At 66.5% G+C, this 18,781-nt stretch carries 17 protein-coding genes, 1 tRNA gene and 1 pseudogene; 8 read left to right on the top strand and 11 right to left on the bottom strand.

All coding sequences use genetic code 11. The features are described 5' to 3' along the window. The 6 genes from AB4Z47_RS18890 to AB4Z47_RS18865 all read right to left on the bottom strand — a co-directional run. Positions 1–2,607, bottom strand: a 2,607-nt coding sequence (locus tag AB4Z47_RS18890; protein ID WP_441952427.1) for an NAD-glutamate dehydrogenase domain-containing protein, incomplete at its 3' end; no start/stop codon positions are given. Between the two features lie 191 nt (positions 2,608–2,798). Further along, positions 2,799–2,921: a hypothetical protein gene (locus tag AB4Z47_RS18885; RefSeq protein ID WP_441952426.1), complete on the bottom strand. Its 123-nt coding sequence runs from the start codon at positions 2,919–2,921 to the stop codon at positions 2,799–2,801. A gap of 177 nt (positions 2,922–3,098) precedes the next feature. Beyond that, positions 3,099–4,775, bottom strand: a complete 1,677-nt coding sequence (ettA, locus tag AB4Z47_RS18880) for an energy-dependent translational throttle protein EttA (protein WP_441952424.1) — start codon at positions 4,773–4,775, stop codon at positions 3,099–3,101. Between the two features lie 79 nt (positions 4,776–4,854). Continuing rightward, positions 4,855–5,352, bottom strand: a complete 498-nt coding sequence (locus tag AB4Z47_RS18875; RefSeq protein ID WP_441952422.1) for a single-stranded DNA-binding protein — start codon at positions 5,350–5,352, stop codon at positions 4,855–4,857. A 352-nt stretch (positions 5,353–5,704) separates the two neighbouring features. Then, positions 5,705–6,673, bottom strand: a complete 969-nt coding sequence (locus AB4Z47_RS18870; protein ID WP_441952420.1) for a serine/threonine dehydratase — start codon at positions 6,671–6,673, stop codon at positions 5,705–5,707. After that, positions 6,670–8,703 carry a cytochrome c oxidase assembly protein gene (locus AB4Z47_RS18865; RefSeq protein WP_441952419.1) on the bottom strand — a complete coding sequence of 678 codons (2,034 nt, stop codon included), beginning with the start codon at positions 8,701–8,703 and terminating at the stop codon, positions 6,670–6,672. The genes AB4Z47_RS18870 and AB4Z47_RS18865 overlap by 4 nt, the downstream gene beginning before the upstream one ends. 201 nt (positions 8,704–8,904) lie before the next feature. Here AB4Z47_RS18865 and AB4Z47_RS18860 point away from each other — a divergent pair. Continuing rightward, positions 8,905–8,978: transfer RNA gene (locus AB4Z47_RS18860), tRNA-Arg, on the top strand. Positions 8,979–9,100: 122 nt separating this feature from the next. Here AB4Z47_RS18860 and AB4Z47_RS18855 read toward each other — a convergent pair. From AB4Z47_RS18855 to AB4Z47_RS18845, 3 genes are all read right to left on the bottom strand, one after another. Beyond that, entirely contained in the window at positions 9,101–9,955 is an 855-nt protein-coding gene (locus tag AB4Z47_RS18855) for a hypothetical protein (RefSeq protein WP_441952417.1), read from the bottom strand. 144 nt (positions 9,956–10,099) lie between these two features. After that, positions 10,100–10,744 (bottom strand): response regulator transcription factor, encoded by a 645-nt coding sequence (locus AB4Z47_RS18850; RefSeq protein WP_441952416.1) that lies wholly within the window; start codon positions 10,742–10,744, stop codon positions 10,100–10,102. Continuing rightward, positions 10,732–11,907: a histidine kinase gene (locus AB4Z47_RS18845; protein ID WP_441952414.1), complete on the bottom strand. Its 1,176-nt coding sequence runs from the start codon at positions 11,905–11,907 to the stop codon at positions 10,732–10,734. The genes AB4Z47_RS18850 and AB4Z47_RS18845 overlap by 13 nt, the downstream gene beginning before the upstream one ends. Before the next feature lie 169 nt (positions 11,908–12,076). On the opposite strand from AB4Z47_RS18845, the gene AB4Z47_RS18840 reads away from it, so the two are divergent. Genes AB4Z47_RS18840 through AB4Z47_RS18820 form a run of 5 tightly spaced genes read left to right on the top strand, consistent with a single transcriptional unit; the run spans position 12,077 to position 15,920 of the window. Then, complete coding sequence (locus AB4Z47_RS18840; RefSeq protein WP_441952413.1) at positions 12,077–12,280, top strand: hypothetical protein; 204 nt, start codon at positions 12,077–12,079, stop codon at positions 12,278–12,280. Positions 12,281–12,324: 44 nt separating this feature from the next. Then, positions 12,325–13,512: an NAD(P)/FAD-dependent oxidoreductase gene (locus AB4Z47_RS18835; RefSeq protein WP_441952411.1), complete on the top strand. Its 1,188-nt coding sequence runs from the start codon at positions 12,325–12,327 to the stop codon at positions 13,510–13,512. Between the two features lie 48 nt (positions 13,513–13,560). Next, positions 13,561–13,809 carry a ferredoxin gene (locus AB4Z47_RS18830; protein WP_441952410.1) on the top strand — a complete coding sequence of 83 codons (249 nt, stop codon included), beginning with the start codon at positions 13,561–13,563 and terminating at the stop codon, positions 13,807–13,809. Continuing rightward, the gene (locus tag AB4Z47_RS18825; RefSeq protein WP_441952409.1) at positions 13,806–15,038 is read left to right on the top strand and encodes a cytochrome P450; all 1,233 of its coding nucleotides are present in this window, start codon (positions 13,806–13,808) and stop codon (positions 15,036–15,038) included. Before AB4Z47_RS18830 ends, AB4Z47_RS18825 begins: the two co-directional genes overlap by 4 nt. A 54-nt stretch (positions 15,039–15,092) precedes the next feature. Beyond that, complete coding sequence (locus AB4Z47_RS18820) at positions 15,093–15,920, top strand: SDR family NAD(P)-dependent oxidoreductase (protein WP_441952436.1); 828 nt, start codon at positions 15,093–15,095, stop codon at positions 15,918–15,920. A 218-nt stretch (positions 15,921–16,138) separates the two neighbouring features. On the opposite strand, the pseudogene AB4Z47_RS18815 reads toward AB4Z47_RS18820, so the two are convergent. Beyond that, positions 16,139–16,306 (bottom strand): annotated as a pseudogene (locus AB4Z47_RS18815) (alcohol dehydrogenase catalytic domain-containing protein); the annotation flags it as partial. A gap of 123 nt (positions 16,307–16,429) precedes the next feature. Then, the gene (locus tag AB4Z47_RS18810; RefSeq protein ID WP_441952407.1) at positions 16,430–17,896 is read right to left on the bottom strand and encodes an MFS transporter; all 1,467 of its coding nucleotides are present in this window, start codon (positions 17,894–17,896) and stop codon (positions 16,430–16,432) included. A 136-nt stretch (positions 17,897–18,032) separates the two neighbouring features. Between AB4Z47_RS18810 and AB4Z47_RS18805 the strand changes: the two genes are divergently transcribed. Together AB4Z47_RS18805 and AB4Z47_RS18800 are read left to right on the top strand one after the other, a co-directional pair. Further along, positions 18,033–18,512, top strand: coding sequence for a MarR family winged helix-turn-helix transcriptional regulator (locus tag AB4Z47_RS18805; protein WP_441952406.1), 480 nt, complete (start codon positions 18,033–18,035; stop codon positions 18,510–18,512). A gap of 56 nt (positions 18,513–18,568) precedes the next feature. Further along, a complete protein-coding gene (locus AB4Z47_RS18800) occupies positions 18,569–18,745 on the top strand; it encodes an acyl-CoA dehydrogenase family protein (protein ID WP_441952404.1) in 177 nt (58 codons plus the stop codon). The last annotated feature ends 36 nt before the right edge of the window (positions 18,746–18,781 follow it).

Genomic DNA, 18,781 nt, shown 5'->3' with positions numbered 1-18,781 from the left:
GCCCACCGGCACGATCACCGCGTTCTTCACCGCCTGCGCCTTCACCAAACCCAAAACCTCGGTCCGGAAATCCTCCAACCGATCCGACCACCGCAAACCACCACGCGCCACCGAACCGAAACGCAAATGCACACCCTCCACCCTGGGGGAGTACACGAAAATCTCGAACTGCGGCCTCGGCTTCGGCAACTCCGCAATCGCATGCGGCTCCACCTTCACCGAGACGTAGTCGCGCGACATGCCTTCGGCGTCGGTCACGTAGTAGTTGGTGCGCAGTGTCGCCTTGATCAGGCCGAGAATCGCGCGCAGGATGCGGTCCGCATCCAGGCTGACGACCTCGTCGATCCGGCCGTGCAGCTGGGTCTCCAGCCCGGAAGCATGCTCGGCGGAGACGGTGTCCGGATCGAAGCGCGCCGCGAACAATTCGACGAACAGCCGCGCGACATCCGGATAGGTGAGCAGCACGCGGCAGATGTTGGCCTGACTATACGGAAAACCGGTCTGCTGCAAATACTTCGCGTAGGTGCGCAAAATCGAAACGGCACGCCATGGCAGCCGGGCGCGCAGCACGAGCTCGTTGAGACCGTCGGCCTCGGCGCGGCCATACCAAACTGCCTCGACTGCGCCGATGAACCGCTCGCGCAGTCCGCGCACCTCCGACTCCAGCACATCAGCACGCTTGGAGGATTCGAGCAGCTCCGCGTCCAAATCTCGGTCCAGCGAGCTGCGCAGCAGTTCGGGCCGAGCCAGCAAACCGAAGTCGTATATCCACCGTTCACCAGTGGCGCCCCCGGCACCGTCCGGCGGCGTCTCCAGCTCGATCTGGTACGGCCGCTCGTCCACCACCTCGACGCCCAGGCTCTGCAGCACCGGGAGCACCTGACCCAGCGAGATCCCGCTGCCGCCGATGTAGAGGGTGAAGCGCCACGAACCCGGCTCCGACTCCGCTTTGCGGTAGAGGTGTTGGTCGATGCCGCCGTCACGCAGCCGTTCCAGGCGCACGATGTCGGCAAGGGCGCGGTCGGAGGCGAAGTCCTGCTTGTAGCCCTCGGGGAAGGCTTCCGCGTAGCGCTGCACCACGGCAGGGTCGAGCACCGTCGACGTGCTCGCCGCGTCGTTCAGGTGGTCTTCCCAGGTCCGGCTCGCCTCGGCGAGCAGGTTCTGGAGACGCAGCCGGTTGGCTTCGGAGGTGTCTGCGGCAGGCGGTGAGTGGCGCGTGACACCGAGCTCGGCTTCGGGCATGCGTACCGTGAAATACACACGCGCCAAATCGCTTTCGCCCACCCGCGCGGAGTAGTCGATGGAGGCACCACCCAGTTCGCGGACCAGGATATCCTGCATCTCCAGCCGCACCCTGGTGGTGTAGCGGTCGCGCGGGAGGTAGACCAGGCAGGCGACGAAACGTCCGTAGGTGTCCGCCCGCAGAAACAGCCGCACCTGGCGGCGCAGGCCCACGTTCAGCACGGCGGCGGCGGTGCGGCGCAGCGTCTCGGCATCGGAGGAGAACAGTTCGGTCCGCGGGAAGGACTGGATGACCTCGAGCATCGCCTGACCGGAAAACGACTCCAGGTCGAACCCGCTCTCCTCGATCACCGAACGCACCCTGCGCTCGATCACCGGGATTTCCAGCACGTTCTCGTGCACGGCGGTGACGGTGAAGACGCCGATGAACAGATGCTCGCCGATGATCGTTCCGGTCTCGTCGAAGTCGGCGACGCCGACGAAGTACGGGTACACCGAGCGGTGCACGGTGGCGGGGACCAAACCCTGGGTCAGCATGAGCAGCGGCCGATCGCCGCCGTTGACCGGCACCTGGAAATCGGTGCCGACGTCTGGACGAAGCACGCCCAGGCAGGTGCCGGGCAGGGCGTTGGACGTCTCCTGCCCCTGGTCGCTGCTCAGGCGGTAGCGGGCGTAGCCGAGCACGGTGAAGTTTCCATGTGCCAGCCAGCGCAGGAGGTTGGCCGTGTCGACGAGGTCGGTGGCACCGAACGGTGCGGTCCCGGATTTCGCGGCGTGCTCCAGGTCTTCGGCCAGCCTGCTCTGCACGTCCTTGATGGCCTCGGTGTCGCCGATCACCTGTCGCACGTCGGCGACCACGTCCGGCATGGCGGCTTCCACCTTGGCCAGCAACGCCGGACTGGTCGACGGGTGCAGTTGCACGTGCATCCACGATTCACTCAGCCCGGTCGGGCCGGTGCCGTCGACCTCATGCGCGACGGCGTGCGTCAACCGTCCGTCCGCGTCCCTCTCGACCTCGAAGATCGGATGGATCACCTCGCTCACGCTGACGCCGATCCGGCTCAGGGATGAGCTGACCGATTCGACGAGCAACGGCATGTCATCGGTGACGAGCTGTACCGCGGCACCGATGCCCGAGCCGTCGTCCTGGTGGTACACCCGCACCAGGGCGCGACCGGCGGGACGCGTCATCGCCAGCTCGGTGTGCCGGCGGAAAATCTGAGTGATCCCGGTGATCGCACAGTCCACATCGCCCGCGTCGACGTGGCGGAAGTACGCCTCCTCGAGCGTCGCGAGGTCGCCGCGCAATGACTGCGGCAAACTCGCAGCCCACGCCGCGCTGGACAATTCGGACGAGACGGTCATTTTTTCGCCAACTCCCTCGGATATCGGTTCCGTAACAAAGTGACGCCGGTCCGAGAGTAGCTGTGCGCCGAAGACGCGGGGGTGAATTCCCTTCCGATCCCCGGGTGTTCACCACAACCACGGTATTCGCCGCTCGTTTGCCAAGTTCGAATAGATGACCTCGGCTCAGTACAAGATCGGACCGGCGAACGTCAGGTGAGCGTGAGAGGTCGTATCCGCGGCGGCCACGGCGCCGCATCGGTACCTCCGGTCAGCTCGGCCAATACGTCGGCGGTCGGGGCCACCGATTGCTCGAACTGCGCCTGCGCATTCACATCTCCCACCCTAGCGAGCTACGCGCGGGTAGGTGTCACTCCCGTTCCGGGTTGCCGATGTCATTTGGCGGCGGCACGTTCCCGGCGCGGCCGTACACGGGGTTTCCCCCGAGGACTTCGGGTTTCGGCGCTTCGGCGGGGCGGTGCGGAAATAGCCCCGCCCCACCAGGGCAGAACTCAGCCGCGGGTCAGCTTGCGGTGCGTAACTCGGTGTGGGCGAGCCGCTTCCAGGCCGAGGCGCTCGATCTTGTTGGCCTCGTACGCCTCGAAGTTGCCCTCGAACCAGAACCACTCGGCCTCATTGTCGGAGTTGCCCTCCCACGCGAGAATGTGGGTGCAGGTGCGGTCGAGGAACCAGCGATCATGGGAAATCACCACGGCACAGCCCGGGAACTGCTCGAGGGCGTGCTCCAGCGAACCAAGGGTTTCCACGTCGAGGTCGTTGGTCGGCTCGTCCAGCAGGATCAGATTGCCGCCCTGCTTGAGGGTCATCGCCAGGTTCAGGCGGTTGCGCTCACCACCGGAGAGCACGCCCGCGGGCTTTTGCTGGTCCGGGCCCTTGAAACCGAACGCGCTGACGTAGGCGCGCGACGGCATCTCCTGTTGGCCGACCTCGATGAAGTCCAGCCCGTCGGAGACCACCTGCCAGACCGTCTTCTTCGGGTCGATGCCCGCACGGTTCTGGTCGACGTAGCTCAACTTGACCGTCTCGCCGACCTTCACGATGCCGCTGTCAGGCTGCTCGAGCCCGACAATGGTCTTGAAAAGTGTGGTCTTACCGACACCGTTCGGGCCGATGACGCCGACGATGCCGTTACGCGGCAGGGTGAAGGAGAGGTCCTTGATCAGCTGACGGTCGCCGAAGCCCTTGTCCAGGTGCTCGACCTCCACAACCACGCTGCCCAGGCGCGGTCCCGCAGGAATCTGGATCTCCTCGAAATCCAACTTCCGCATCTTCTCGGCCTCGGCCGCCATCTCCTCGTACCGGCCGAGGCGGGCCTTGTTCTTGGCCTGGCGGGCCTTGGCGCCGGAACGCACCCAGGCGAGTTCTTCCCTGAGCCGCTTCTGCAGCTTCTGGTCCTTCTTGCCCTGCACCTCGAGGCGCTCGGCCTTCTTCTCCAGATAGGTGGAGTAGTTGCCCTCGTACGGATACGCGCGGCCGCGATCCAGTTCGAGGATCCACTGCGCCACATTGTCCAGGAAGTACCGGTCGTGGGTGACCGCGAGCACGGCGCCCTGGTACTGGGCCAAGTGCTGCTCGAGCCAGTTCACGCTCTCGGCGTCCAAGTGGTTGGTCGGCTCGTCGAGCAGCAGCAGATCGGGCTTGCTCAGCAGCAGCTTGCACAGTGCGACCCGGCGGCGCTCACCACCGGAGAGGTTGGTGACCGGCTCGTCCGGCGGCGGACAGCGCAGCGCGTCCATGGCCTGCTCGAGCTGGGAGTCCAGGTCCCAGGCGTCGGCGTGGTCCAGATCCTCCTGCAACTTGCCCATTTCCTCCATGAGCTCGTCGGAGTAGTCGGTGGCCATGAGCTCGGCGATCTCGTTGAAGCGGTCGAGCTTCAGCTTGATCTCGCCGAGCCCCTCCTCGACGTTGCCGCGGACGGTCTTCTCCTCGTTCAGCGGGGGCTCCTGCTGAAGGATGCCGACCGTGGCGCCGGAGGCGAGGAACGCGTCGCCGTTGTTGGGCTGGTCCAGTCCGGCCATGATCTTCAGCACGCTGGATTTACCCGCGCCGTTCGGGCCGACGACGCCGATTTTCGCGCCGGGAAGGAAGTTCAAGGTGACGTCGTCGAGCACGACTTTGTCGCCGTGCGCCTTGCGAACCTTCTTCATCTGATAAATGAACTCAGCCATAAGGGTGAAGCCTATCGGTGCGAGAGATGAGGAGACGAAGCAGAGCTACCACTACCGCCGGGACGAAAGACCATTGCGATCACGCGTCGACGGGCTCGGGTTCACTGCTGCGGGACGGTACCGAAGAGACTGCCGCGACATTCTCCCCCAGCCCGTCGCCGGCCGACGCCCGACTTTCAGCGCTCTGGTGCTCCGAAGTATTCCGCGACGCCGAGTCCGACCATCGCGTCACCTGGGCGGCACAGCGGGACAGGTCAGGTCCGACCGCGACGGCACGCATCTCCAGATCCCGGCGCTCCACGCCGTCCTTGCTCCGGTACTCGTGCGAGCGCAGCTGTCCGTGCGCGATGATCGGATCGCCGCGGCGCAGGGACGCATCGACACCGGCCACCAGCCTGCGCCAGCAGCTGACGGTGAGGTACAGCGTGCCGTTGTCCACCCACTCCCCCGTCGTGTGATCCAGTCGGCGGGAATTGCTCGCCATCCGGAATGTGACCACCTGGTCGCCATTGGTCAGATCCCGCTTGACCGGATGGGTCACGACAGTTCCGATCACGGTCGCATTCGCCTCGTACATGATTACGCCCCTTCACATTTGGACCCGGGCCTACCCGGACGTGTCCTCCCCCTCCAGGAGGGCACCTCCAGCGTGCGCCGAAGCTGGGCGCCTCGGGCGACCAGATCCGAGAATGTGGACAACTTTCCAACCTGTGAAGGGCGGGATTTTCACCTGTGGCGCTGCGTGGTCCGAACCGCACAACAGGCGGCTGATCCGATGACACTCACGCGTATCGGCGCAGCGATGCGCACCCGACACACTGACCAAGGGCCCGGCGCCGAAGTCCGGGAGCCACCGGACCGAGCGATCGACTGTCGAGCCCGCGCGACCACAGACCAGCCGACCGTCGCCGGCGACGTACACGACGTCGTCAGAGGACCGCCACGTCGGTGTTGGCTCCGCACAGCACGACGACCGGGCGTTCGTCGGGCCCCGGGACATAGGCTCCGCTCTGGATGGCGGCCAGCGCCGCGGCGCCGGTCAACTCGACGAGGATGCGGAACTCCCGCCACAGGTAGTCCCGCGCCGCCACGATCGCGTCGTCGGTGACCAGCAGTGAACGCACGCCATAGCGTCGGGCGATGTCAAGGGCGATGTCGCCGATCCTCGTGGCGCCCGGCGAATCCGTGGCAAGGCGAGGCCCTCGGACGTCCACCGGGCGGTTCGCATCCAACGCGGCCTGCAGGGTGGGACTGCCCTCCGGCTCGACCCCGATCACCTGCTGGCGACGGCCCAGCGCGGCCGCGATCCCGGCGACCAGTCCGCCGCCGCCCACTGCGGCGAGCACCGAAGGCCGCCCGCGCACCTGTTCTTCGAGTTCCAGCCCGACTACACCGGCGCCGGCGACCACCGCGGGCAGGTCGTACCCGTGCAATCGCAGCGCGCCGCGTTCCGCGGCGAGCTCGACGGAGTGGCGCAGCGCCTCGGCATAAGTCGCTCCATACCAGAGCACTTCGGCGCCGTGCGACCACATCGCGGCGACCTTGGTGTGTGGCGCCGTCTCCGGAACGACCACGGTGCAGGACTTGCCGAGCCGAGCGGCCGCCAAGGCTGCGGCGATGCCCGCGTTCCCGCCGGAGGCGATCACGACCTGATCGGTGCCATCCCCGGACTCCAGCAGCGCGTTGAAAATGCCGCGCACCTTGAACGTACCTCCGTGCTGGAGGTACTCGAGCTTCATCGTCACACGCACCGGACCGGATGGGCTTGCCACGGAGGTGTGGAAGACCGGCGTCTTGCGGACCTGCCCGGCCATTCGTCGTCGTGCGGATCGCACGTCCGGCCGTTCCACCCGCCCGACCGGTCTGTGCTGGGAGACCGTGCTGGCGCATTCATTCACTTACGCAGTTCTCCATCTCGCTTGGCCAGTTCGGCGAACATCGCGTTGTGCGCGGCGAGGGCGGCGTCGTGGTCGCGTTCGGCGGCCCGATCGGTCCGCTGTGCCAGCCGCTGATCACTGCGGGACCATTGGATCAGCAGGGCAAGCATCACCACCACCAGCGGCACCTCTCCGCTGGCCCAGGCCAGGCTGCCGCCGGTGCGCTGGTCGCCGAGCAGGTCGGCGTTCCAGCCGATCCCGAGGCCGCGGTAGAACCAGCCGCCGAGCACCGTGGTCATGCTCATCAGCGCGATACCGAAGAACGCGTGAAACGACAGCGATCCGAACACCATGCCGAGCTTGGTGAGCGGTTGCACCTGCCGAGGTTTGGGGTCGATGCCGATCACCACCCAGTAGAACAGGTAGCCGCTGAGCAGGAAGTGCACGTTCATCATCAGGTGCGCCGCATGCGAGTCGGCGAACGAATCGAAGATGCCGCCCAGGTACAGCGCGTAGAAACCGCCGACGAAGATCACCGCCGCCACGATCGGGTGGGTCAGGAAGCGCGACACCGGGTTGTGCACCGCGGCCAGGAGCCATTCCCGCGGCCCTGGCGCACCGCCGCGGCCGGCCGGCGGGAGCGCCCGCAGTGCCAGCGTCACCGCGCCGCCCAGCGCGAAGAGGATCGGCGCCAGCATCGACAGCGCCATGTGCGCCCCCATGTGCACGCTGAACATCGCGGACGAATACCGGCCGACTCCGGACGAGGTCGCCACCAGCAGCACAACGCAGCCGGACAGCCAGGCGGCGGTCCGCCCGACCGGCCACGCGTCACCGCGTGCACGCAGCCGCCGTACGCCCAGGAGATACAGCACAGCAAGCACGATCGACAGCGTTCCGAAAATCAGGTCGAAGCGCCAGTCGAACAGCAACCGCGCGAGTGTCGGAGGTCCGGCCAGGTTGTAGCCGAGTTCGACTTCCGACGGTGTCGGGACCGTCTTCGGCGGTGGCGGCGGAGTGCGGCCGAGCCCAACCGCGAGACCCATGGTCGCCGCGAAAATCAGCACCTCGACACCGGCGAAGCGGACGAGCGCCGCACGAGCGCCGGGGTCCGCCGCGAGCGCGGGCAGCGCGGCGCGCCGCTGCAGGTAGCCGAACACACCGAGCAGGATCAGTGCCACGGCCTTGGCCAGCACCAATCGGCCGTAGGTCGTGGTGAACAACTCGTCCAGCGGCACCCGCACCCAGGAGTTGATCACGCCGCTGGCTCCGATCACGACGAACGCGATCGTCGCGGTCAGCGAGAAGCGGCGAGCGGCAAGATCGGTGCCCGCGCCGCCACGCAGCGCGTGCGCCAGCACCGCGAACAGACCGCCGACCCAGATGGCCGACGAAACCAGGTGCAGGATCAGGCTGTTGGTGGCCACATCGTGCGAACCGCCCGAGGACGAGTGTCCGGTCAACGCCAACGGCATCATCGTGACGATCGACGCCCCGAACAGCACCGGCGTCCAGCCCCAGCGCAACGCCAGCCTGCACCCGACCGCGACGATCAGCGCGAAAACCACCGTCGTGCGCCAAGCGCCCGCCAACGCGATCTGGTCGATCGCCCGCCACAGTTCTTCCGGCCACAGGTTGTCGCCCACCGGCTGTCCTGTGGTGTCAGACACAGTCAGCGGCACGAGCAGCGCCGCGCAGGACGCCCAGACCACCGCGAAATTCGACGCCCGGCGCACCGCGCGGTACCCGCCGACATCAAGCAGACCGTTCGGCTGTGGCGAGACGAGGAATGCCGCGAACAGCAGCGAGCCGACCGTCAGCGCCGCCGACAGATCGGCGAGCGCCCGCACTGCGGGCAGTCCGTAAGTGGTCAGCGAGCCCGGGTCGGGGATGCCGAGCAGACTGAGCGCCTGCGCCGCCGACAGCCCGACCACCAGCGCCGCGACCACGGCTGCGATCGCGCCGGCCAGCGCGGTCACCGTCGCGAACGTCGCCCCGGACCGAGCGACCTCGGATTCAGGAGTGCCGGACGGGGCCTGAGCTGACGACATACGACTGAGCGTAGTTCGGCAATACATCCGTGGCCCGGTCGGGTTTCGGCCGATATCCTGGGCGCGGAGCACCAGAGTCGCACCGAGTACCGTCGACGGATGGGTGGAACGTTCCTGACGCCGAGAACCCAGAGACCTGGACGGTCGCTATGATTGCGGCGCTGGACAGCACGGCCATTGTCGGCCATGGTGGAACCCGCTGCCTCCGTAGCTCAGTTGGATAGAGCAAGGGCCTTCTAATCCCTAGGTCGCAGGTTCGATTCCTGCCGGGGGCGCGAGCCCCGCTCTGACCCGGTAATGCTCCGGGTCAGAGCGGGGTTACCCGAACTGCACAGTGCTCAAACACCTAGCACTGCCGCGGGCATGACCGGGTGGCCGAACTCCCCTTGGTCGCCGCTCACGAGGGCTCCCTGGGAAACACGGTCCCGTCCTGTTTGGTGCGTCGACGAGACCACGGGTGGGTGCTGGATCTGCGTGGGGGGCGTTCCTCGGACGAGAAGGCGTCCATGAGCCGGCCGGGCATCGCCGGCATTCCTGGCATACCCGGTGTAGTGGGCATGGTGGAGGTGCCGTTGTGCCACGGCGTGGACGCGGGCGCGTCGATGTTGTCCAGGTGACCGGTGGTGGAACTGTTCCCAGCGGGATCGACCGTCCACGGCGTGTGCCCGCCGGCGATCGGCTCGGACGCCGATCCCGCTTCCGGTGTCGATCCCGAATCCGGTGTCGATCCCGAATCCGGTGTCGATGCCGAATCCGGTGTCGATGCCGAATTCGGTTGCGCGGGTGAGGCCGGCCGATGTTCGAGTTCGGTCGGATCGTCGGTAGGAGCCGTACCCGGCAGGTCACCGGGCGGCGTGGCCGAGTCCGCGGGCGCGGGCGCAAGCTGCTGGCCGTCGGTCACGACCGGCGGCGCGGCCGCGAAGTCGATGACGGCTGGGTCTTTTCCGACCGTGCCGCGCCCCTGCTCGACACTGATGGAATCCGAGGTCGGGTAGTCCGGTCCATCTCCCAGGAGACGGCTGTTGTCGTGGTTCGCTCGACCGTCGACGTGCTCATCGAACCGAAGCGCACTCATCCTGTCGGTCTGCACCGCCATTTCCGCGGCTGATTGTGCGCCGTCCACGAAGCCTTTGACTTCTCGGTGCATCAGCTCGCCGGCGGACTCACCGACACCAGCAAGCCGAGTGACCAGCTCCTCGGTGACAGAGTTGACGGTCGGGCCCGCTTCTCCGAAGTCGAACTCGAAAGCCATGTCAGCACGGTTCCATTTCGGCCGCCTGTACGCCGTCCAGCTACTCCCCCGGTTGGGAATTGTGGCAGTGGCATCTTCGGGCTGCCGCACCGGATGCAGCGAACAGACGCGCGCGAGCTTCGGGCCTACGCAACGGCCGAACCGCTACGAGCCGTTCAGATAGGCCAGCACTGCCAGTACCCTGCGGTGCCCACTGTCGGTAGGCGGCAGATCCAGCTTGAGGAAGATGTTGCCGATGTGCTTGCTGACCACTCGCTCGGTGACGACCAGGGTTTTCGCGATAGTCGCGTTGTCATGTCCTTCGGCCATCAGCTCGAGGACATCACGCTCCCGCGGAGTCAGCGAGTCCAGCGGCGAGTCCCGGCGGCGCGTGAGCAGTTCGGTCACCACCTCGGGGTCGAGTGCGGTACCGCCTGCAGCTACGCGTTCCAGCGCGTCCAGGAACTCGTCGACCCGGCCCACGCGGTCCTTGAGCAGATAACCGAGCCCGCCCGCACCGCCGCCGAGCAGTTCGGAGGCGTAGGACTGCTCGACATATTGCGACAGCACGAGCACCGGCAGACCCGGAATCTCCTTGCGCGCCGCGAGTGCGGCGCGCAAGCCCTCGTCGCGGAACCCGGGTGGCATTCGGACGTCGAGCACCGCGACGTCGGGCTGATGCTGCACGATGGTGGGCAGCACCTCGGGCCCGGTACCCGCGACCGCCACGACTTCGTGTCCGGCGGATGTGAGCAGTAGGACGAGTCCTTCCCGCAGCAGGGCGTTGTCCTCGGCAATCACCACACGCATGGCAGCTCCGCTTCGATCAGGGTCGGGCCCCCCGGGGGGCTGTTCACGGTGAGGGTCCCGTCGAGAGCAGCGACCCGGCGGTACATCCCGAGCAGTCCGGATCCGCCCGGCTCCGGCCCAGATCCGGCACGGGGAATCTCCGCACCGCCCTGGCCTTCGTCACGCACCACCACCCGCAACCCTGCATCGGTACGGGTGAGGAACACCGCGGCCCGGTCTGAGCCGCTGTGCTTTGTCGCATTCGTCAACGCCTCTGCGACAACGAAATACGCTGCTGCCTCGACGGCCGCCGGGGCTCGTGGTTCAACGGCAACGGCATCGGTGTCCACAGTGACCGAGAGTCCACTACTGGCGGCCAACGCCTGTACCGCGCCGGCCAAGCCGCGGTCGGTGAGGATCGGCGGATGGATGCCGCGCACGACATGTCGCAGCTCGGCCAACGCATGCTCGGCTTGTTCCTGCGCCTCTTCCAGCAGCTTGCGCGCGGCCGGCACGTCGGATTCGACGACGCGTTTAGCCAGGCCGATCCGCATCGACAGCGCTACCAGCCGCGCTTGTGTTCCGTCGTGCAGATCGCGCTCGATCCTGCGTAGCTCGGCGGCGTGCGCGGCGATCGCGCCGGCCCGGGTCGAGGTCAGTGCCTCGACCCGCTCGACGAGCAGTGCCTTCGGTGGCGGTCTCAGTAGGGCCTGCGACCAGACGGCGTCCAGGTCGGCCACACGGCCGATGAGAGGGAGGACTACCGCTGGTCGGCCGAGCAGCCCGCACCGAACGCCATCGACAGGCAGACCCACCAACCACAGCGGCACCGACAGATAGCCCAGACAGCCGTAGAAGTAGTAGGCCACCATCCATCGCAGATCCGTGTAGGTAGTGGGGTCGTGCGCGACCGCGCGCAAGCTCTCCCCTAGCGGGCCGTCGATCGACCGATACACCTCCGGGAGCTCCTGGCCGGTCCATGCCGCCACCTTGCGACGCTTCGCTCCAGCGAATCGGCGTACCAAGAGCACCGCAATCGGCACCATGGCGATCCCGACTACCGCGAGCGCACCCACAACCGCGAGCAACAGCACGGCAATGAAGAGGTACGAACCGAAGGCCAGTGCCGCGGCCCCGACCAGGTACCGCGTGGCCCGCGCCGCCTGCCGCACCGTTTCCCGCATGTCGATCAGATTATGCGCAGCTCCGGCCACACACGGGTGAGCAGCCGCCACTGTTTTGGGGTAGCCAGCTACACCATTGATTCGGGACTGCACTCTCTCGCGGTGACGGTTCGGCGGCGAGATCGTTGAGGGCGACAGTTCACCACCCGCGAATCCAAAGGAAAACGTTGTGAAGTCGCTGCGCTCGTCCAAGCCCGTGCTCTGGTTCCTGTTCCTGTTCAATCTCGCCGTCGCCCTGGCCGTCGGCTTCGAATCCGTCGCCAACAGCCTCGGCCTCGACACCACCCAGCAGATCCTGACTTGTGCCGGTATGGGTCTGGTCTCGCTGGGGGCCGGCGCAGGCCTGCTTCGGCGCCGTCTGCAGACCGCCTGAGACGAACCCGAAGTTCCATCGCCCGGAAACAGAGGGGATTCCCCATGAACACTCCCGCCCATGTACTGGTCGTCGGCGCCTCCGTCGCTGGACTTTCCACCGCAGAAGCCCTGCGGCGCAACGAATATCAGGGTGCCATCACCGTCCTGGGCGCCGAACCCGAACTGCCCTACGACCGGCCGCCGCTGTCCAAGCAGGTCTTGGCCGGGCTATGGGCACCCGAACGGACCCAGCTGCGACCACCGACCGCGCTGTCCGAACTGGACGCCGACTTCATCATCGCTGACCCGGCTGTCGGCCTCGATACCGCGACACGCACCATCTACACCGCCTCCGGGCGCGCCCTCAGCGCCGACGCCATCGTGATCGCCACGGGAGTCCACCCCCGAACCCTGCCCGACACCGCCGAATTGACCGGTGTCCACGTGCTGCGCACGCTCGAAGACGCACTGGCGCTGCGTGCGGACCTGCTCAGGTCCGAGCGACTCGTCGTCGTCGGGGAGGGCGTGCTCGGCGCCGAAATCGCCGCCACCGCAACCACTCTCGGACTAAACGTGACGATGGCCGGCCCGCAGCCGACACTCATGGCCGCCCAGCTCGGTCCGATGGTCGGGAGTCTGCTCGGCGAGTTGCACACCGAACACGGCGTCCGTTTGCGACTGGGCACCGCGGTCGAGGGTTTGACCAGTCGCCGGGGCCGCGTCGCGGGAGTCCGCCTCGGCACCGGCGAGGAACTGCCTGCCGACACGGTCGTCGTGGCGATCGGAGCCGTACCGGCCACCAACTGGCTCACCGGCAGCCTGACGGTGGACAACGGACTGGTGTGCGACTCCCGCTGCCGCGCGGCAGCGGGTATCTATGCCGTAGGCGATGTGGCCCGCTGGTACCACGAGCGACTCGGAACGCTGATTCGCCTGGAAAACCGCACCAACGCCACCGAGCAGGCAGCCGCCGTCGCCGCCAACATCCTCGGCGCCGACCAGGCGTACTCCCCCATCCCCTACTTCTGGACCGACCAATTCGACGCCAAGATCCAAGTCCACGGCACGCTGCCGGCCGACGCCGAGGTGTCCATCACGGAAGGCAACCCGCAGGCCCGTCGCTTCGTCGCCAGCTACCGCGTCAACGGCCATGTCACCGGCGTCGTCGGCTGGAACATGCCGAAACAGACTCGCCTGCACCGCCAGGACCTCGCCGACGTCCATATCGGACTCGTACCGGCAGTGCGGTGACCGGAACCGAACCGACCCAGCCGACATCGACGAATTACGGAGGATCTCATGAAGGTAACCATCGACGAGGACAAGTGCGTCGCCTGCGGGCAATGCGTGGCCGTCGCCCCAGACGTATTCGACCAACGTGACGAGGACGGCATCGTCATCCTGCTCGACGAAAACCCACCGGTGGAGCGGGCTCCCACCGTCCGAGAGGCAGCCGCGGTCTGCCCTGCCCTCGTCATCACGGTCGTGGAATCGCCACCCGCAAGACCGCCGCGCACCACTTTCCATCCGTCGAAGGAGACATCGTGACCGACACGCCGACCATGCATGCACCCACCGCACTGCCCGAATTCCCGATGGCCCGAGCCACCGGGTGCCCGTTCAACCCGCCTTCCGAACTGCGCGCATTGCAGGCCGCGAGCCCCCTGTCGAAGGTGCGGATCTGGGACGGCACCACACACTGGCTGGTGGCCGGGCACGCCGCGCAGCAGGCACTGCTGTCCGACCCTCGGATCAGTGCCGACGAGCGACGCGCCGGCTTCCCGCACCAGAACCTGAGCATGGCCGAATCCGTGGAGCATCGGCCGCTGACCATCTTCAACTCCGACGCCCCCGACCACAGCCGCTTTCGCCGCCTGATGACCTCCCCGTTCACCGTCAAGAAGGTCGAGGCGCTGCGACCGGCCATCCAGCAGATCACCGACGATCTCATCGACGCGATGCTGGCCGGGCCGAACCCGACCGACCTCGTCAAGGCACTGGCGCTGCCGCTGCCGTCGTTGATGATCTGCGAACTGCTCGGCGTGCCCTACGACGATCACCCGTTCTTTCACCGGCACGCCACCGTCTCCGTCGACCGCAACGCCACACCCGAGGAGAACATGCGATCCAGCACCGAGATTATGGAATACCTCGCCGAGCTGATCACCGATCGCCTGACCTCTCCCGGCACGGGGTGGGTCTCCGACATTGCCCAACGGGTCGACGCCGGCGAGCTCACCGTGCGCGAAGCCGCCCAGATGGGCGTCGTCCTGCTCATCGCCGGACACGAGACCAGCGCGAACATGATCGCCCTCGGCACGCTGGCGCTGCTGCGCAACCCCGACCAACTCGCCGTGTTCCGGGACACCGACGACCCCGAGATCATCGCCGACGGGGTCGAGGAGATGCTGCGCCACCTGTCCATCGCGCAGCACGGGCTGCGCCGAATCGCGCTGGCGGACATCGAAATCGACGGTCAGGTAATCCGTGCCGGAGAGGGCATCATCGTGGCCTTACCCGCCGCGAACTGGGACCCCGATGTCTTCGGCGAACCCGAACGGCTGGACCTGCACCGGCAGGCCCGTCAGCATCACGCCTTCGGGTTCGGGATTCACCAGTGCGTCGGCCAGCAACTGGCCCGCGTGGAACTTCAGGTCGTCTACGGAACCCTCTACCGCCGAATCCCCACCCTCCAACTGGCCACCACCATCGACCACATCGAATTCAAAGAAGAGTACTTCGCCTACGGCGTCCACGAACTACCCGTCACCTGGTAGTTCGCGAGCCACACCCCAGCATTCCACAGTTTCCGAATGAAAGGTTTGATCACCATGGCCAACGAATTGTCCGGAAAGGTTGCCGTCATCACCGGTGGTGCGTCTGGAATCGGCCGCGCAACCGTCGGTAAATTCGTGACGGAAGGCGCCCGTGTCGTCATCGCCGACATCAACTCCGAACTCGGTACGGCGGTGGCCGCCGAGTTCGGCCCGAACGTCCTCTTCAAAAAGACCGACGTCGCGAATTCGGGCCAGGTAGAGGATCTGGTCGCCTACACGGTGGCGAACTTCGGCGGGCTGCACATCATGCTCAACAACGCCGGTATCCCCGCCGCCATGCACGCCGATTTCCTGGACGATCCGCTCGATGATTTCCAGCGCCTGATGGCCGTCGACCTACTCGGCGTCATGCTCGGCACCCAGCACGCGGCCCGGCACATGGCGGACAACGGCGGCGGATCCATCATCAACACCACCTCGATCGGTGGAATCCAAGCCGGCTGCGGCGAACTGGTCTACCGTGCCGCCAAAGCTGGGGTCATCCACTTCACCAAATGCGCCGCCATCGACCTGGCCGTCCACGGAATCCGAGTGAACAGCATCGCCCCCGGAGCTATTCCGACACCCATTCTGTCGACCACCGTGGCACATCTTCCCGATAGCGAAAAAGCGACCCGGCAGCTCCGCGAGGTCATGAAATCCATTCGCCCGCTGCAACGAGAAGGCACCGCAGAGGATATCGCCGAGGCCGCTGTCTACTTCGGTGGCGACCGATCCGCATACGTCACAGGAACCGTACTACCCGTCGACGGTGGAATCGTCGCAGGCAATGCGGGGCGCGCCTTCGCCGATATCGAAGCGGAATGCCGGCAGACCGTATGAGAGCGGAGGATCAGTTCCGCATCGGCATCGGCATCGTCGCGGCGGACCGCCCCGAGTTGCACCATTGCCGGTTTCCAGTCGAGAGAACAAGATTCTCTTCCGGAACACAGGACGATCTCATACGTCGACAGATGCGCCACCCGCGAAGGTGCTGAGACCAGCTGTGATAGCCGCGATGTCAGACCGGCCTGGCGCTGATGCGTCTTGCCCTCGGCACCGACCGCCACGATTTCGCCGGCCGGTTCACGGCCGAGCACCACCGGCACCATCTGATCCGGGGCCAGCCCCTCGGTCTGCGCAGCGGCATTGCTCCACGCCGCGGGCATGCCGCCCCTGTGAATGAACGTCACGTCGGTGCCGCAGATCCCACACGCCCGGATGCGCACGGCCCATCCCTCGGCCCGGGAACGGGCCGAGGGATGTCCGCCACATCGACCTTGCCCACAGCACCGGTCCGCACGGACTTCATCGTCGTCGGCACGGTCAACTCGCCTTCTTCGAAAGGAGTGTCAGACATGCTCTGCCACAAGCATTTCGGCTTCTTCAGACCGCGCCGCGGAGGCTGCTCGCCGGACCGGGATGGTAGCGGCGACGGCCGCGGCGACCAGTGCGACACCACAGCCGATGAACAAACTGGTACGGAAGCCGTCCTCGGTCGGGATGCTGTGCCCGCCCACGGTCATGCTCATCTGCGCGAGCACCACGCCGATCACAGCGGCCGAGAACGAGGTGCCCACCGAGCGCATCAAGGTGTTGAAGCTGTTGGCGGACGCCGTCTCCGACAGCGGCACCGCAGCCATGATCAGCGCGGGCATCGCACCGTAGGCCAGGCCGACACCACCGTTGATGATGCAGAGCGAGATCAGCAGACCCCAGGTGGAGCCCATCAGCACGGTCGAGGCGCCGTAACCCAGCGCGATCACCAGCCCGCCCGCGATCAAGGTGACCTTCGGGCCGCGCATCTCCGACAGGCGGGCGCCCATCGGGGAAATCAGCATCATCATCAGGCCCGACGGAGCCATCCACAGACCCATCGCCATCATCGACTGCCCCAGGCCGTACCCGGTGGCCGTCGGCGCCTGCAGCAGCTGTGGCACGGTCAGCATCGCCGCGTACATCGCGACGCCGACGATCAGGGAGGCCGCGTTGGTCAGCAGCACAGGAGGCTGCGCGGTCACCCGCAGGTCGACCAGCGGGTCGGCGATGCGCAGCTCCCACCAGCCCCAGACCAGCAGCAGCACGATCGCCGCCACGAACAACGCCGGAATCGTGCCACTTCCCCAGCCCCAAGCGGCGCCCTTGGACACGGCCAACAGCAGACACACCAGCCCAGCGCCCAAACCCAGCGCGCCGACGATGTCGAAACTGCCGCTGGCCTTGATCGGCGAGTCCGGCACCACAACCCAAATCGCCACGGCGATAAGCGCGCACAAGACAGCGGAGGCCCAGAACAGCACTCGCCAGTTCGAATACTCGGCGACCGCCGAAGAGACCGGCAGCCCGAAGGCCGCGCCGATGCCGAGCGATGCGCTCAGCAGCGCCACCGCCGATCCCAGCCGTTCAGCCGGGAGCACATCACGCATCAGGCTGATCCCGATCGGCACGATGCCGACACCCATGCCCTGCAGGCCGCGGCCGACGATCATCGGCAGCACCGAGGACGACACCGCACAGACCACCGAGCCGGCGATCAGCGGCACCGTCGACAACAACAGAATGCGACGCTTGCCATATAGGTCGCCGAGCCGCCCGGCCACCGGCGTGGCTACCGCCGCCACCAGCAGCGTCGACGTCACCACCCACGACGCGTTCGACGCCGTCGTGTGCAGCAACTGCGGAAACTGCGCGATCAGCGGGATCACCACCGTCTGCATGATCGCCGCGGTGATGCCGGCAAATGCCAGCACTCCCACGATCCCGCCCGCCCGGGCGGATTCAGGCTTGTCCACACCAACCTCCAGAAGATCCCATGTCATCGGACGTGCATAATGCAATTAACAGGCAGTATGCATACACTATGCATACTGCACAAATCGACTGTGGCGAATTTCTCCTGTGGTATACCGGCACTCGCCTGCGATGCGAGGCCGCACAGGCCGACGAAAGGACAGCATGGACAAGCGCACAGACCAGGTCGAGTTCGAGGCCATGCTGCTCGGCCGCTACACGCTCAACCCGCACTATTCCCAGGAAACCGGCCTGCTGGAACGCAGCGCATACCTGCTGCTCAGTAGGCTCAGCATGGAGGGTCCGATGTCCATCGGACAGCTCTGCGACGCGTTCGGCCTGAACAGCTCGACCATCAACCGCCAGACCACCGCCTTGCTGCGTGCCGGGCTCGTCGAACGCATTCCCGACCCCGATGGCGGCATGGCCCGCAAATTCCGCATCACCACGAAGGGCCGGCGCCGGTTCGACACCGAACGCGCCACCAAGGTCGCGGGCCTCGACGACATCATGCAGGACTGGGCACCCGAAGACGTCGCCGACTTCGCCGGATATCTCCGGCGCTTCAATCGCGATATCGAGCACCGGCGCGGACAGCCGTGGCCGCGGCCCGAATCCGTGCGACCGGGCCACGCGAGCAGCTGACCGCATGATCACGGAAGCGACGCCGCCTCAGAACGGAATGAGATCGCCGCCCGCAAGTGGCGAACAAAGCGGCAAGGGCCGGCGTGCAGATCCACGGTGGGTACGGCTACATACGTGAAACCAAGGTCCCTCGCTTCTACGCGGATGCGAAGCTCCTCGAGATCGGTAAGGGAACCAATGAGATCCAGCGCAATGTGATTGCGCGACATGTGATCCGCTCGGTTCGCGCGTAGGGCTTCCACGCGCACCCTGCGGTCGGTAGGCTCGAA

The sequence above is a fragment of the Nocardia sp. 2TAF39 genome (genome assembly GCF_052114905.1).
Classification (GTDB): domain Bacteria; phylum Actinomycetota; class Actinomycetes; order Mycobacteriales; family Mycobacteriaceae; genus Nocardia.
This window is presented reverse-complemented; position numbering and strand designations above follow the sequence as displayed.

Excerpts from the sequence above, each read along its gene's own strand:
- ettA (WP_441952424.1), bottom strand. The coding sequence starts at position 4,775 with ATGGCTGAGTTCATTTATCAGATGAAGAAGGTTCGCAAGGCGCACGGC.
- AB4Z47_RS18810 (WP_441952407.1), bottom strand. The coding sequence starts at position 17,896 with ATGACATGGGATCTTCTGGAGGTTGGTGTGGACAAGCCTGAATCCGCC.
- AB4Z47_RS18820 (WP_441952436.1), top strand. The coding sequence starts at position 15,093 with ATGGCCAACGAATTGTCCGGAAAGGTTGCCGTCATCACCGGTGGTGCG.
- AB4Z47_RS18865 (WP_441952419.1), bottom strand. The coding sequence starts at position 8,703 with ATGTCGTCAGCTCAGGCCCCGTCCGGCACTCCTGAATCCGAGGTCGCT.
- AB4Z47_RS18855 (WP_441952417.1), bottom strand. The coding sequence starts at position 9,955 with ATGGCTTTCGAGTTCGACTTCGGAGAAGCGGGCCCGACCGTCAACTCT.
- AB4Z47_RS18850 (WP_441952416.1), bottom strand. The coding sequence starts at position 10,744 with ATGCGTGTGGTGATTGCCGAGGACAACGCCCTGCTGCGGGAAGGACTC.
- AB4Z47_RS18835 (WP_441952411.1), top strand. The coding sequence starts at position 12,325 with ATGAACACTCCCGCCCATGTACTGGTCGTCGGCGCCTCCGTCGCTGGA.
- AB4Z47_RS18830 (WP_441952410.1), top strand. The coding sequence starts at position 13,561 with ATGAAGGTAACCATCGACGAGGACAAGTGCGTCGCCTGCGGGCAATGC.
- AB4Z47_RS18805 (WP_441952406.1), top strand. The coding sequence starts at position 18,033 with ATGGACAAGCGCACAGACCAGGTCGAGTTCGAGGCCATGCTGCTCGGC.
- AB4Z47_RS18875 (WP_441952422.1), bottom strand. The coding sequence starts at position 5,352 with ATGTACGAGGCGAATGCGACCGTGATCGGAACTGTCGTGACCCATCCG.
- AB4Z47_RS18845 (WP_441952414.1), bottom strand. The coding sequence starts at position 11,907 with ATGCGGGAAACGGTGCGGCAGGCGGCGCGGGCCACGCGGTACCTGGTC.